11 protein-coding genes are annotated in these 13,917 nt (G+C 55.3%); 2 read left to right on the top strand and 9 right to left on the bottom strand.

Going from position 1 to position 13,917, the window contains the following annotated elements; genetic code table 11:
* Positions 1-138: 138 nt before the first annotated feature.
* The 3 genes from ELH03_RS33325 to ELH03_RS33335 all read right to left on the bottom strand — a co-directional run bounded on the left by ELH03_RS33325 (position 139) and on the right by ELH03_RS33335 (position 2,883).
* On the bottom strand, positions 139-642 hold the full coding sequence (locus tag ELH03_RS33325) for a GNAT family N-acetyltransferase (RefSeq protein ID WP_245511912.1): 504 nt from the start codon (positions 640-642) through the stop codon (positions 139-141).
* A 147-nt stretch (positions 643-789) separates the two neighbouring features.
* Positions 790-1,461, bottom strand: coding sequence for an HAD family hydrolase (locus tag ELH03_RS33330; protein ID WP_130806991.1), 672 nt, complete (start codon positions 1,459-1,461; stop codon positions 790-792).
* 135 nt (positions 1,462-1,596) lie between these two features.
* The gene (locus ELH03_RS33335; RefSeq protein ID WP_065276669.1) at positions 1,597-2,883 is read right to left on the bottom strand and encodes a DegT/DnrJ/EryC1/StrS family aminotransferase; all 1,287 of its coding nucleotides are present in this window, start codon (positions 2,881-2,883) and stop codon (positions 1,597-1,599) included.
* A gap of 445 nt (positions 2,884-3,328) precedes the next feature.
* Here ELH03_RS33335 and ELH03_RS33340 point away from each other — a divergent pair, with 445 nt between their 5' ends.
* Positions 3,329-4,603: an ROK family protein gene (locus ELH03_RS33340; RefSeq protein ID WP_065276668.1), complete on the top strand. Its 1,275-nt coding sequence runs from the start codon at positions 3,329-3,331 to the stop codon at positions 4,601-4,603.
* Positions 4,604-4,662: 59 nt separating this feature from the next.
* Here the strand turns inward: ELH03_RS33340 and ELH03_RS33345 are convergent, their stop codons facing one another.
* The 6 genes from ELH03_RS33345 to ELH03_RS33370 all read right to left on the bottom strand — a co-directional run bounded on the left by ELH03_RS33345 (position 4,663) and on the right by ELH03_RS33370 (position 12,338).
* Positions 4,663-6,570, bottom strand: coding sequence for a methyl-accepting chemotaxis protein (locus ELH03_RS33345; RefSeq protein WP_130714343.1), 1,908 nt, complete (start codon positions 6,568-6,570; stop codon positions 4,663-4,665).
* A 179-nt stretch (positions 6,571-6,749) separates the two neighbouring features.
* Positions 6,750-7,916, bottom strand: a complete 1,167-nt coding sequence (locus ELH03_RS33350) for an ABC transporter ATP-binding protein (RefSeq protein WP_128408573.1) — start codon at positions 7,914-7,916, stop codon at positions 6,750-6,752.
* 79 nt (positions 7,917-7,995) lie between these two features.
* Positions 7,996-9,021, bottom strand: coding sequence for a Gfo/Idh/MocA family protein (locus ELH03_RS33355; RefSeq protein ID WP_128408574.1), 1,026 nt, complete (start codon positions 9,019-9,021; stop codon positions 7,996-7,998).
* 27 nt (positions 9,022-9,048) lie between these two features.
* Positions 9,049-9,882: a carbohydrate ABC transporter permease gene (locus ELH03_RS33360; protein ID WP_130806900.1), complete on the bottom strand. Its 834-nt coding sequence runs from the start codon at positions 9,880-9,882 to the stop codon at positions 9,049-9,051.
* A gap of 1 nt (position 9,883) precedes the next feature.
* Positions 9,884-10,813, bottom strand: coding sequence for a carbohydrate ABC transporter permease (locus ELH03_RS33365; protein WP_128408575.1), 930 nt, complete (start codon positions 10,811-10,813; stop codon positions 9,884-9,886).
* Positions 10,814-10,883: 70 nt separating this feature from the next.
* The gene (locus ELH03_RS33370) at positions 10,884-12,338 is read right to left on the bottom strand and encodes an ABC transporter substrate-binding protein (protein ID WP_130806902.1); all 1,455 of its coding nucleotides are present in this window, start codon (positions 12,336-12,338) and stop codon (positions 10,884-10,886) included.
* A gap of 281 nt (positions 12,339-12,619) precedes the next feature.
* Here ELH03_RS33370 and ELH03_RS33375 point away from each other — a divergent pair, with 281 nt between their 5' ends.
* Positions 12,620-13,879, top strand: coding sequence for an ROK family transcriptional regulator (locus tag ELH03_RS33375; protein ID WP_065276662.1), 1,260 nt, complete (start codon positions 12,620-12,622; stop codon positions 13,877-13,879).
* Positions 13,880-13,917 lie beyond the last annotated feature (38 nt).

Genomic DNA, 13,917 nt, shown 5'->3' on the forward strand with positions numbered 1-13,917 from the left:
CGACAAGAGACAGTTAGCCAGCGCCTCAGTCGCCGCTGGCGTTACGGCTGCAACAGCAACATCAAGATGGTCCATAAAATCGGATCACACCAAAGGGGTCGCGATATCGCGTTCTCAACGCTGTGGCGTAGGGGTTTTTCAGGCAAGTGGAGTCTCCGGCAGAACCTTCGTCATCAAATCTGCTAGGCCAAACGATGTTTGGACGTAGTCAATTGCCTGCCAGCCACTGTTTTCGTAAAGAACGCGCGCGTCCTCTGTTACCAAGTAGAGGCTTTTGCAACCGAGACGCAATGCCTCCTGCTCCAGCCGGTTAATCAACAACGCGGCTATTCCTTTATTGCGGTGGAATGGATGGACATACAGCGACTTAAGCCATGGGGATAGATTGGATTTTCCGTCGAAGTCACGATCAGCTAACGTGATCATTCCTGCGGGCACGGCGTTTTCAATGGCAATAAGTGTCAGTGGCATTGAACTGCTCGTTGCGGCTTCAAACTCACATCGCGTTTGTTCATATGAGCCATACGATTGACAACCCCATTGTCCGAAGGCCCAGCTTGCGCAAACGGAAAGGAAATTCGGAAATCCTTCTAGGTAATCGATCGTTACCGGAGTTTCAGCTGCCATTGGTTTCGCGATCATAGTGTCTCCATGTCTTTGCGGTCCGAGCCAACAAGGCGCGGTTAGGTCAATGAGGAAGCCCGTGCACTACCCTGATGCTATCGCACCCACCATGAATCTGGACAGTGATACCGGGACTCAAGCGGGTCGCCAGAGCGCAATTGATGATCACAAATCGGCCAAGATTTGTGGCAGTGCCGCCATGTCATTAAACAGCTTTATCGCACCTGCTTCTGCCAGTTTGTCTCCATGTCCAGGTAGGCAATGGGAGCCACCTACGAAGCCAATCACCGTCATCCCGGCAGCCACCGCCGCCTGAGTTCCAGCAACACTATCTTCAATAACAAGACAACTGCCAGCTGGCGTCTTCATATTCTGTGCTGCAAACAAAAAGAGATCCGGAGCCGGCTTACCACGCGCAACTTGCGAAGCGCTGAAGACATGGGGCCAAAAAAAATTGTGTAGGTCTGTGACTACAAGTGCCAAACAGAGCTTTGCAGTGTCACTGTTCGACGCCACGCACTTCTTCAAATTGATGGCTTGCAACGTTTGCCGAACGCCACTGGTCGCGCGCAGATCACGCGCGTAACGATTTGCGATTTCGGCCATCACGCTTTCATGGTGATCCTCTGGTAGGCGGAGGCCTCGCTCGGATTCTATGACTGAATAACTCTGCTGGTCAGTCATTCCCACGAAGCGATCATTATACTCTTCAGCGGATATGATATAGCCACACTTCGCCAACGCTTCGATGTGCACTGCGGTTGCGATAAGCTCGCTATCGACGAGGACCCCGTCGCAGTCGAAGATCAATAATTCCGGTTTTTTTAAGAACGACATACAAAGAGCCTCGTCGTAGAAATGGCTTTGAGTTTTGTCCCAGTGCAGCTTTAGATTGCCCATTGATAAAGGCGTGCTTAAAATCTGTGGGGATAGACTATTGCGGCACTGGGGAATTGTCGCGAGGCGTGGTGCTCAGTTGGAAATTGCTCCAGCGGCGATCTCCGGCCCCTGCTTATGAATTGCACTCCAAACCTTGTGAAAAGCATCTGCGTAAAGATGCATCAACTCGCCACCGTTGGGCGGCGCGATCTCGGAGACGTAGAACATCGTATCCAATATTTTCACGGTGTTTGGAAAATCGGCGGCGTTCCAGTTGTTGCGAATTTCCGGGAGATATTCAAAAACGGGCTTCGTGAGCCAAACACAGATAGGCACACCTTCGGCCTGCAGCGATTTGACGACGAAATCCCTCGCAGCCGGACCTGGCGCAAAGCCAAGCGCCTCAGGTTCAATGCGCAAAGGAAAATTGAGCACTGAATGGTCGCAGTCTGACGGGTCGAAAAGCGGAAGTATACCCGCAAGGTCGCTGATCATCTCCCATAACAGATTGCTATTGTCTCTTCGGATTTCGAGTTGCGCATCCATCTCTGTGACCCGCAGTTTCGCAATAGATGAAGAGAATACGTTGGGCCGGTAATTGTACCCTTGGGAACGAGGTGAAAATATTCGCGCTCCGCTCCGAGACGAGCTTGACAGCGATACGCGATCAACATGTGCAATTAGGTCGGCGTCCTCCGTTATGACAAATCCCAGCTCGCCAGCCCCAAGGTGTTTAGCGCCGTTTCCGGAAAGAGCGAGTGCGTCTGTATCAAGATGAGAGCCGCCGACGATTGCTTTCGCGGCTGCGATCGATTGGCAGATGTCGTCGATCACTGCAATTCCCTGAGCACGCGCAGCATGCCTTCCATCGGGGACGAGAACATTGTTCCCGAAAAGGTGGGTGATCAGAACCGCAGCGACGTTGGGGTTGAACCTCTCAGCGGCCGCCCGCTGATCAATCCCGGCCACGCTCATGTCGACATCGACGAAGACGGGTTCAAGGCCATTGATTGCAATTGGTCCTACCGCTCCCGGCCAATTCAGTGCCGCGGTAACAACTTGCTCTCCGCGCTCCTTGACGTAGTCGAGTTCAATGTGAATGGCCGCCGTTCCGCTGCCAACAGCGCGCACTTGCCACTTCCCAATCCACCTTGCAAGATTTTGCTCCAAATCGCTGACAATTGGATGATTGACGCGGTGATATTTTCCGCTATCCACAACTCCGCGAAGCGCATCCAAGTGCTTCTTCTCTGCCGCGGGCCAAGGTATGACGCGTCCCAGAGGGATCACAGGCTTCCCACCGAAAATGGCGAGCTTCTCGACTGCGCAAGCACCTTGCGCGTTGCGCGTTTTGCGCTCTGGTGCACCAAATCCGTTCATTGCATTGTCCAATCATCGTTCATTGAAATGCTGATCAGCCCTCACAATCGCTATCACCGTTTTCGCAAATGCAAAAGTTAAAAGTGAGTATAAAATCAAGTATATATGAATATATATTTGGAGATCTAAATATAGACTAGAACAGACCGGATCTCGTATTATATGGTTGCGTAGAGTAATTGGCGCAACCATTAGAGCCGCTCCGCTTCGGCTTGTCACTTCGATATTTCAATTGTTTTTTAACGATTGCTCGGACATCTGAGGTCATTGAAGAAAGCCTTGTGAGGGGATCCTTCAGGGTTTCCCACGTCACAAGACGCGTTTAAAGGAACCCCAGATGGCTCTAAGGCCATAATCCGAGACCGTCCGAATGGGGAGCTCCGGGTAGCCGGTCGATAGTGCTCACGTTGCGGCTCAGTTGGATTCATAAACAGGATCAGATGAAATGGACTCGTTGATAAGAAGACTTCAAGCTTTCCGACTTGGAGAAAATGAGAGCAGCCCTGACGATAGCCATAAAAGCGAAAGCGGTAAGGGCACTATGTTGGCTCAAAAACTAATCTCGACGGGAACTTTAGGGGCCGCAAATCGAGGACGATTGCTACAAGCATTGTACGACATAGGAGCATCTAGCAGGGCGGATCTGGCCCGCGTTACCGGTGTGACTCGAGGAACTATCGGTGGGATTGTGCAGCCTTTACTCGATCAGGGGGTGCTCGCCGAAGGAGAGGTGATCCCTCCCAATGAAACAGGCGGCAAGCCGGCTACCAAGTTGTGGTTTTCCAAGGACGCAAGGCCAATTTGCGCGGTGCTCCTGCTGCACGACCGCGTGAGTGCGTGTTTGGTCTCTTTGGAGGGCGAGGTCTATGCTCAACATGCCGTCGACTTTCCGAAGAACGTAGCAAATTCGGCCGACGCATTCCGTATTATAAGCACCTGTGTCGAAAAAGCCGTCGCATTTGGAAAGCCGATCTTGGGCATTGGTGTAGCCGTTGCAGGAATGATCAATACGGAGACTGGCACGATCGTGACCGTCAGTCTTGCGCCTTTCCTCGATGGATTTCCGCTCGAAACCGAATTGAACAAGCGGTTCGGAGTCACAGTCTGCGTCGATCAAGATACGAGGGCGTTACTCGTTGGGGATCGCTGGTTTGGACAGGGCCGCGGTCGGAGAAACTTCGCCTCGGTCTACATCGGAGAGACTTTGGGCGGAGCGCTTTACCTTGATGGACATCTCTATCGCGGACCCGCAGGTGCGGGTGGTGAAATCGGTCATACGACCGTAGACATCAAAGGTCGGATGTGCCAGTGCGGCAGACGCGGATGCTGGGAAACGATCGCCAGCTCGAAGTGGTTAAGGACCGAAGCTAAGGTCAGGCGGTTGCCACGACCTCTCTCCCTGGATGTGAGCCGATTGTTGACGCTGGCCGACAAGGACGTGCCGGGCGCAAGAGAACTCATTCGCGACTACACGTTCAATATTGCGGTTGGCCTGGCGAACCTCCAGCAGTTTATGGCGCCGAATTTCATTGTTATTCACGGGGACATCGTACGGGGGGGAGGCCCCATTCTTCGTCTGATTCAGGAAAGCTTCCACGATCTGGTATTCCATCGCCCAGGTGATGATATCGCCCTTGTCTTCGGAGATGGCGAATGCCTGGCTGCTCTACGCGGTGCCGCCAGTCTGCTTCTATCTGAATTGCTGAATTTCGTCATCTAACGGCCTCCGCATGCGATCCTCGGCTATGTATTGAGCGGCGCCAAAACGGAGCTGTCGAGCTATCTCGATGTTCCGACTGGGTGCGCACCCTTTCCCAGTATAAGTCGCGGTGGCGAAGACATTGACGCTGTCCCGGCGTTGGTCTGATCGGTTCGCTGCTCAGAGATCCCACTGCCGATGTCAAACTGAAACCGGGCGACGATCGACCGCAGCCGCTTTGCCTCTGCGGCAAGTGCAGTACTTGCAGCCGTGGACTCCTCCGCCAAGGCAGCATTTTGCTGCGTAACTTGATCCAGTTGATTGATGGTCCGATTGATCTCGGAAAGAGTTGCCGACTGCTCATTGGAAGCAACCGTGACTGCATCAAGCTGGGTGTTGATCAACACGATTTGTTCCTCGATTATCTTGAGCGTCTCACCGGTATCGCAAACCAGCGTGACGCCACTGCTGACCTCGTCAACGGAATTGAGGATCAGGTCCTTTATCTCCTTTGCTGCGTGCGCTGAGCGTTGAGCAAGCTCGCGCACCTCCTGCGCAACGACTGCAAAGCCCTTTCCGGCCTCGCCGGACCGTGCCGCTTCAACGCCTGCATTGAGGGCCAGGAGATTGGTCTGAAACGCGATTTCGTCGATCACGCCGACAATAGCCGATATCTGCGAGGAAGAATGTTCGATGCGCTGCATTGCTGCGACAGCGCTGGAAACGACTTTCCCGGAATGACGGGCGGATTTGTTCGCCTCGACCGCAACGTGTCGGGCTTCCGCCGTGCGCGTGCTAGAGCTGGCGATATTCTGGGTGATCTGATCCAGGGAGGCGGCAGTTTCCTCCAGAGAAGCGGCCTGATGCTCAGTCCGCCGGGACAGGTCCTGCGCGCTCAAAGCGATCTCCTGCGCGCCCTCATTTATCGATCCGGTAGTGTGCGACACGGCTCTCAGGCTTTCAGCGAGTTGAACAACAGCGGCATTGAAGTTTGCGCGCAATGGTTCGAAATCCTCAGCGAAACTGACGTCGAGCCTGAACACGAGGTTGCCGCCCGCAAGCTGCTTCAGACCCTCAGCCAGCCCGGCCGTGGCCTCGGCCATATCACGTGCCCGCTGGCGCTCGGTGTCGGCTATGCGGGTACGTTCGATCTCGCTTGCCCCACGACTGGCCTCTACATCCTTTTCGAGATCGCGTGTCCGCAACTCGTTGTCCTTAAAGATTTGCACTGCGCGGGCCATGGATCCGATCTCGTCACGGCGGATCGTTCCCTCAACAGACAACGTCAGATCGCCCTCGGCAATGACTTTCATCGTCGAAACCATCTGCTTGATAGGTTTGACCAACCAGGAGCGAATTGTGATGAAACCAAAGCATGAGACGGCGAGCAGTGCGGCAATAGCTGCTCCTAAACTCACTACTGAGGTGTCACCGACAATGCGTAAAACATCAGCACGCTTTTGCTCCGCGTCTGAAGCGAGTTCTTCCGTCACGGACGTAAACCTCGGTGAAATGGCAGCGAAGGCGGGTTGACATAAAGTCAGATAGAGTTGCTGTACCATGGCAAGCTCGGCTTCACTGGTCGCGCCGCGGGCCACAGCGATCGCTGCACCACACGTGTCGGTCAGGACAGAGAATCCATCCGCCTTCAACTTCGGCAGTTCGCCCTGCTCGGGAACTGCCTGGACAGCCAGATCCATGAACCTGACGAAGTTCTCTCGCGCGTCATTCAGACCTGCTTCTGCCCGCGCCCTCGCTTCTTTCGACCGCGTCATCACCATGTCGCTGATGCTGGCACGCGCCGTTTCGAGACTTCTGTTTGACTGTGTCAATCGAAGCGCTGCAGATGCATCCCGGTCGAGAAGCCCTTGGTAACTATCGTTTACCGCAAGCATCTGGCGGCTCTGATAGAATGTCAGTCCCAGCGCCGTGACACCAAAAATGGCCATGATGACAAAGAACTTCCCGACAATGGAAACATGTTTCACAAGCCACTCCTCTAAGCTCTGTCACGGTGCATGAATGTTCAGGTTCTGCATTTCAAAATTCGGAATCCGAAGAAAAAAATGGCTGCCGCCGACCTCGTATTCGACGACAGCCAAGTTGCCTGGGAGGGCAGGAGAAAAGACTTGAATTCCTAGTGAGGCGATAATTTGCGGATGTTCTGTCAGTCTCGGATCGCAGTTCCGGTTACCGGATCGAACCAGTGCAATTTTTCCAGATCGACAGTGAGCGGCAAATGTTGGTTGGGACGCGGTGTGAGCGCCGGTGGGATCCGCGCGACAAGTCGGTTCTTACCTTTATTTGTAAAGTCTTCGGTATCTTCGGCATCGTTTACGTTGACCGGCGGTGACGCGATGTCGAAAAAGACGAAGGTGTCGGCTCCCAGCGCTTCGGCAACCGGGACCTGCTCGTTGAAGAGGGCTTCAGACGCGGGGCAAACCAGAAACATCTCCGGGCGAATTCCAACGATGACCTGCCGGCCTATATATTCCGAAAGTGCCGGCTTGGCGGCGACGGAGAAGGATATCTGCGTTCCAGTTACCGCAGCTTTGAGTGCCCCGGCTTCCGCAGTCAGCTCGACGCGCACAAAATTCATCGCGGGCGATCCGATGAAGCCCGCGACAAAGAGGTTGGCGGGCTTGTCGTAGAGCATTTGCGGGGTGTCGACCTGCTGAAGATTGCTCTCCTCTCCATTGAATACTGGCTTCAGCACAGCGACACGATCGCCCATGGTCATGGCTTCGACCTGGTCGTGGGTTACGTAGAGCGTCGTTACACCGAGCCGCTGGTTGAGCAGCTTCAGTTCGCCGCGCATCTGTACGCGGAGCTTGGCATCAAGGTTTGAAAGCGGCTCGTCCATCAGGAAGGCCATGGGATGGCGAACGATCGCCCGACCCATTGCCACACGTTGCCGCTGGCCACCCGACAACGCCCCTGGTTTGCGTTCGAGATAGCGAGTAAGGTCGAGCATTTCCGCCGCGTCACGCACCAGCTTATCGATCTTGTCCTTGGGCATTTTGCGCTGCTGCAGACCGAAGGCCATATTGTCGTAGACAGTCATATGGGGGTAAAGCGCGTAGTTCTGAAAAACCATCGCGATATCCCGGTCCTGGGGCTCAGTCTCGGTGACATTAGCGTCATCCATGAGCAATCGGCCGCTGTTGAGCGTTTCAAGACCCGCTGCTATCCGTAATAATGTCGACTTGCCACAACCGGACGGGCCGACCAACACGACGAATTCTCCGTTGGCGACCGAAAAACTTACATTCGCAACGGCAACGGTTCCGTCCGGAAAGGTCTTGCCGATCCCGTCGAAGGTCATGGACGCCATTTTTATTTACTCCCCGTATTTTCAAGCGAGGCAAGCCGCACTGTTCGTGCGGACATGCCCCGCGCTTTTGGTTCCGGCTCTAGCCGATGTTCACAGCCTTGCCGGTCGCGACGGATTCCTCGATGGCTGCGAGGGTCTTGGTGTTCGCCAGGCCGTCCTGTGCATCTGCCAGTAGCGGAGCGTCGCGCACGACGCTATCGACAAAGCGAGCGATGGATTCCAGGACAAAGCCGCCGATGCGCGTCGCGCCGGTTGGTGTTATGCCGATATAGTCATTGTATTTTAGTCCGCCGTCGACGATCTTGCGCAGGCCGCCATTGTGGGTGGGGTCCGCCTGGACCTGGCCCTTTTCACCGACAAACTCGATCTTGAAATCGACAAGCGAAGGATTGTCACGCGACAGGATCCAGCTGTTCTCCATGGTCACCACCGTGCCCTTGGAAAATTCAAGCACCGAGACATGGAAATCCTTTGTATCCACGCCGCCGGCGGACAGGGTCCCCGAGCGGGCGACGGAATAAACCCGTACGACCTCGTCCGCCAGGATGAAGCGCAGGACATCCACCAGATGACTGCCCAGGAACCAGAGTGCAGAAGACTTCGCGGCCCAGCTCAGCATTTCGAACGGAACGAATGTCGTATTCGAGAGACGCGCAGTGCCATGCTTTGCCAAGCCGATCTGACCGTCTTGAATCATGTCACGAACCTGGGCGAGAATTGGATTCACACGATTATGGAAATCAATCATCAGCTTGCCCTTGGACTTTGCGGCGGCCGCAGCAATTTCCTCGGCTTCGCGCACTGTCGTCGCAAGCGGTTTTTCGCTCAATACGTGTTTGTCGGCTTTCAGAGCGGCCAGAATGATCGGCGTGTGGGTAAAGTCAGGTGTCGCAACCGAGATGGCATCGATCTGATCGCTTGAGATCAGCTTCTGATAGTCGGTAAAGGCCTGCGTTGCGCGGTAGGTTTCCTTCATCTTCAGCGCCCTGCCCTCATCGAGGTCACAGACGCCGACCAGCTCGGTCTCCGGCAAGACATTAAAAGTATGGGCATGATTGCCGCCCCAAAGACCGGCGCCGATGACGCCCATTCGCAGTTTGTTCATTGCATTACTCCATTCATAAGGGAAAGCTCAGCCCTTCACCGAACCGAAGGTGAGGCCTCGAACGACGTATCGATCGAAAACAAGGAAGATGATCATCGGCGGTATCATCGCGAGCAGCGCAGCGGCGGCGATGTAGTTCCACGTCACACCGCTTGTCGCGAAATATCCAAGTGTTCCGATCGGGAGGGTGGCGGTGGAGCGAGAACTCAGCACCAGCGGGAAAGCCGCGTTGTTCCATGCGAACACGAAGGCAAACATCGAGGTTACGATGATGCCGGGACGAACGATCGGTAGCGTGATCCGCAACATAATCGTGTACCATCGAGCGCCGTCGACCCGGGCAGCCTCCTCCAGTTCCACCGGCACCTCGTCGATGAAACTCTTCATCAACCAGACGGAAAACGGGATCGTCAGCGTCTGCAGAACGAGGACCATCGAGAAGTAGGAACCCTGGAGACCGATGCGCGTGATGAGGATGAAATAAGGGATCAGGAACGCGACTGGCGGGGCCATCAGCAAGCCGAGGTACCACAACATGATGTTTTTCTTGCCGCGCAGCTTGAAGCGGGACAACGCGTAGGCAGCAGGAACGGAAAAGGGCAGATTGAGTAACACGGCGCCGATTGCGACGATCAGGCTGTTGACCAGTTGCGGTGCGTTGGTGCCGGGATCGACGAGGATGTGCCGGAATGCGTCGAGATTAGGCTCGAAGGTAATTTGCGGCGGCATGGTGAAGGCCGTTTCGGCCGGGCGAACGGCAAGAGCGATAAACCACAGGATCGGCCCAACGAAGATTGCCAGGAAGAGGAGGCCGGCGGCGTAGGTGAGTGCCGTGTTGAAGCTTGTGCGACGACGGGACATTTTACCACTCCTCGTTTCTGAACGCGAAGAAGACGTAGAGGGCAACGATGACATTGACGATCAGCACTGTGATCCAGGTCATTGCGCTGACAAGGCCAATGTTGAAGTTGACGAGGCCCTGCTCGTAGAGCGAGTATCCAAGGGTGCGCGTGGAAGTACCCGGTCCGCCGCGAGTGAGCACAAGCACCGTGTCGAAGGTGTTGAAGATCTGCATGAAGCGAAGCATGACGATGATGATCGCGGTGCGCTTGATCAGCGGCAGCTTGATACGCATCAGGATTGTCCAGGCGGAAGCCCGATCCAGTCGCGCGGCCTCCAAGATTTCGTCAGGAACGGCTAAGAGGCTTGCGTAGAGGACGATTGCAAAGAACGGCGTCCATTGCCAGATGTCGACGAAGAGGATTGCCGCAAGTGCGGTTGAAGGCGAGCCAAGAATTCCCTCTGCCGGCACCGGTAGCCAAAGCGACTGCAACACCCAGCTCAACAGTCCACCGCCTGGATCATAGAGATAGCGGAACAAAAATCCGACGACGATAGGGGCAATCGTGGTGGGGAGGATCAGCAGGGCACGCACGACGTTCATGCCAGGCAGTACCTTGAGCAGGATGAGGGCGATCGCCAGGCCAAACGTGAACTCAAGTGTCGTGCCTAGGATCGACAGGATCAAGGTGTTGGTCAGTGCGGCGCGAAAGTCAAAGGCGTTAAAGGCCTGCACATAATTCTCGAAGCCAACGAACTGAAGCGGCTCCGGGCCGATTTGCAGGTTCCAGAAGTAGAAGCTCGATCGTAGGGCAAACAGTAAGGGGTAGGCGATCAGAGCGAGCAGCATCACGACCGAAGGCGCGATCAGCAAGTATGGCAGGTTTCGTCGGATAAAGCTCTTCCGGGCGGGCCTGAAGGCTCGCGGTGAGCGAACAGTTGTCGTGTGCATTGGCAGATCCAGTTCTTCTTCAAGTAGCTGCCGGCGCGATCGCTGTCGCGCCGGCCCGAGGAGAACTCTATTACCTCTTGGCGATCAGGGCTTTGGCCCTGTCAAGAGTGTCTGCGTAGCTGGCTTTTTGATAAGGGATCATGAGATTACCCTTCAGGATGCTCTCGAACAGGCTGTTGGCACGTTCAAGGCCGGTCTTCGGCTCTTCGCTACCGGTCAAAAGCTGGTTCAATGTGAGGCCCAGCACGCTTTCAATGGCCGTGTAACCAGGTACAGGCGGGCGTGTGACCTTGCCGTTGCCCTGCTTCATCATCGCATACTGCACATCGAGGTACGGATAGAGCGCTTTGACTTCCTCGTCTTCGTAGAGTGAAACGCGCGCAAAGTCGGAGAATTGGTAGTTAAGGTCCGGCCAAAGAGCCATTTTCTTCTGCGTGGTTTTCGAGGTCGCCCATTTGATGAAGGCGTAGCCTGCTTCTTGCCTTTCGGAACTGGATGGGATGCCAAGGCTCCATCCGCCGAGACTGACCGTCTGAGGCACGCCCTCAGCCTTTGGCAAGGCCGCCGTCGCGTACTTGTCCATCACGTCCGACTTCTTGCCGGTCATGTAGCCCGAGTTTTTGATCAGGTAGAAGTACGGCGTCCACCAGTAGAACATCCCGATGTCACCTTTTGCAAAACGGGTGCCGGCGTCGAACCAGACATAGTTGATCGCTTCAGGCGGAGACAGCTTGTAGAGCTGCCTATAGACTTCAACAGATTTGACCCAGGCGGGGCTTGTCAGCTGCGGAGAGAAATCCCACAAGTCGGCAGGGAATGATTTGAACCAGTTCGCACCGTGGCTTGCCGACACCTGCGTAAACATGTGGACGATCGGCGACGGTTGAGAGCCGCAGACCACCGTGGGAAACAACGGTTTGCCGCCAAATGACTTGCCTTCCATCGACTTCAGTGTGTCGACATATTTCGTCCAGGTCCAGTCTTCCGAGGTCTTGGTCGGCGGCGCTGCGATGCCGAGTTCGTCAAACACGTCCTTGCGGTACATGACGCCCTGTGCATAAGCGGCGATCGGCAATGTGCCGATCTGGCCGCGCCACATATTCGAGGAGTAAAGGACCTCCGGGATGAAATCGGAGAGATCGAATTCACTGTCCTTGGCAATAAAATCGTTCAGCGAGATGATCCATCCATTGTCGATGTACTGCCCGAGCCACATCTGATCGACAACAATGACGTCGGCGTCTGAGGTTTTGGCGACAAAGGCAGACACGAGGCGCGATTGAAGGGCGTCATAGGAGAGACTCTCCAGTTCGACCTTGATGCCGGTTTCTTTCTCGTATTCCGGCACCAGCGCCTTCATCGAGAAAAAGAATGGGTCTTCAACGGACAGGACGCGAACCGTGTTCGCATCCTGCGCGGCCCCGCGCCGTGGAATGGCCAGTGATCCCGCGCCAGCCACAAGAGCTGCGACGGAAGCGCTTTTCAGCAGGTCACGTCGCGACATATTTCCGATATCGATTGTCATAAACAGCCTCCTCAGTTGCTTCGTATCCCAACCTCGGCCCCTTCAGCGGAGCCACCGGGCTTCCGCTTGTCGATCTGAGATTGCTACCCCTAATTTGCTTTTTGTAAGCAGTTAGTTTGTACCTCGCACAAACTTATGTTAGTGTCAACAAGTTGTCGCCAAAATTTTCGCCGAACCGCCCTTGTCATCGACATCCTGCTTGCATCACCGGAAGGGACCTTTGCTGTATGGCCGTTCGATAATGTACGGGCTAAAAGGATCCGGTAGATTGGAGAAGAGAAGTGAAGTTTGAGAGCCAGCCGTCCTATTCGTTGGGCCAGCGCACCCCTGCCACCAGAGAAGTCGCCGCCGGCGAGAACAGCGGCAACGTGACGCTTGTCTCCCAATCGGCACTCGGCGCCATAAACCGCGGTCGCGTACTTCAAGCTTTGTATGATAACGGACCCAAAAGCCGGGCGGACCTCGCTCGACTCGCGGGCGTCAACCGGACTACGATCACCGGTATTGTGCAGCCGATGATCGAAGACCAGCTTCTTATCGAGGGAGATGCGTCGCCTTCCGACGTCAAAGGCGGCAAGCCGGCTCGTCCGCTTTATTTTAACCCCGATGCACCGATGCTTGGCGCAGTCCTCCTTCTGCCCGGCACGATACAATCATGCCTCGTGGCCTTAACCGGCGAGATCAAGGCCGTTACGAAAGCTGAGTTTGATCCGCATGGCGACACAGAAGCATTCATCGCTGTCATGACCAAGACGCTTACTGCCACACTGTCTCAGGCCCAGCAGGCGCCGTTTGGCATTGGCGTGGCTTCTGCTGGAATGATCGACAGTGACAAAGGAACAATTCTTACCGTCAACCTTGCTCCCGTTCTAACGGGACTACCTCTTGTAGCGCTACTACAAGAACGCTTCTCTCTTCCCGTTGTTATCGATCATCACCCTCGTGCCTTGCTTGTTGGGGACAGATGGTTCGGGCCCGGCCGCGGCCAACAAAATTTTGCCGCGGTCTATACCGGCGAGGTGCTCGGCGGCGCCTTCTTCATCGACGGCAAGGTCTATCGTGGACTCGCCGGATCCGGCGGTGAGCTCGGGCACAGCGTGGTTCAGATCGACGGTGCCCTTTGTAATTGTGGAAAGCACGGTTGCTGGGAGACGGTAGCTGCCCTTCCGTGGCTACGAAAAGAAGCCGTCCGAATGGGCTTGCCACATCCCCGAAGCGTCACCTGTGCCAGACTGGTCAAGGAAACAGACGAAGGCTCGAATGCGGCAGAGGAACTTCTCGACCGTTATACACGCAACGTGGCGTTCGGCATCGTCAACCTGCAGCAAACACTGTCCCTCAACTCCTACGTCCTTCACGGAGACGTCGCCGGAGGCGGAATGAAGGCTGCGGAGCTGATCAGACGGCATGTCGAGCAGCTAGTGGTAAAGAGACCTGGTCAGGAGATATCAATCACAGTGAATGGTATCGGCGAAGGCCATACGGCTCTGCGTGGCGCCGCGGGTCTGGTTTTATCCAGCCACCTAAAGCTAGTCATTTGAGGTTTTACAGGGAACCGACCTGTAAGGAAGGGAGGTTC

The organism is Rhizobium beringeri (genome assembly GCF_004306515.1).
GTDB classification, from domain to species: domain Bacteria; phylum Pseudomonadota; class Alphaproteobacteria; order Rhizobiales; family Rhizobiaceae; genus Rhizobium; species Rhizobium beringeri.

Bases quoted from the DNA above. Each gene is read 5' to 3' on its own strand.
- ELH03_RS33335 (WP_065276669.1), bottom strand. From the start codon at position 2,883: ATGAACGGATTTGGTGCACCAGAGCGCAAAACGCGCAACGCGCAAGGT.
- ELH03_RS33330 (WP_130806991.1), bottom strand. From the start codon at position 1,461: ATGTCGTTCTTAAAAAAACCGGAATTATTGATCTTCGACTGCGACGGG.
- ELH03_RS33350 (WP_128408573.1), bottom strand. From the start codon at position 7,916: ATGGCGTCCATGACCTTCGACGGGATCGGCAAGACCTTTCCGGACGGA.
- ELH03_RS33340 (WP_065276668.1), top strand. From the start codon at position 3,329: ATGGACTCGTTGATAAGAAGACTTCAAGCTTTCCGACTTGGAGAAAAT.
- ELH03_RS33325 (WP_245511912.1), bottom strand. From the start codon at position 642: ATGATCGCGAAACCAATGGCAGCTGAAACTCCGGTAACGATCGATTAC.
- ELH03_RS33370 (WP_130806902.1), bottom strand. From the start codon at position 12,338: ATGACAATCGATATCGGAAATATGTCGCGACGTGACCTGCTGAAAAGC.
- ELH03_RS33360 (WP_130806900.1), bottom strand. From the start codon at position 9,882: ATGTCCCGTCGTCGCACAAGCTTCAACACGGCACTCACCTACGCCGCC.
- ELH03_RS33355 (WP_128408574.1), bottom strand. From the start codon at position 9,021: ATGAACAAACTGCGAATGGGCGTCATCGGCGCCGGTCTTTGGGGCGGC.
- ELH03_RS33365 (WP_128408575.1), bottom strand. From the start codon at position 10,813: ATGCACACGACAACTGTTCGCTCACCGCGAGCCTTCAGGCCCGCCCGG.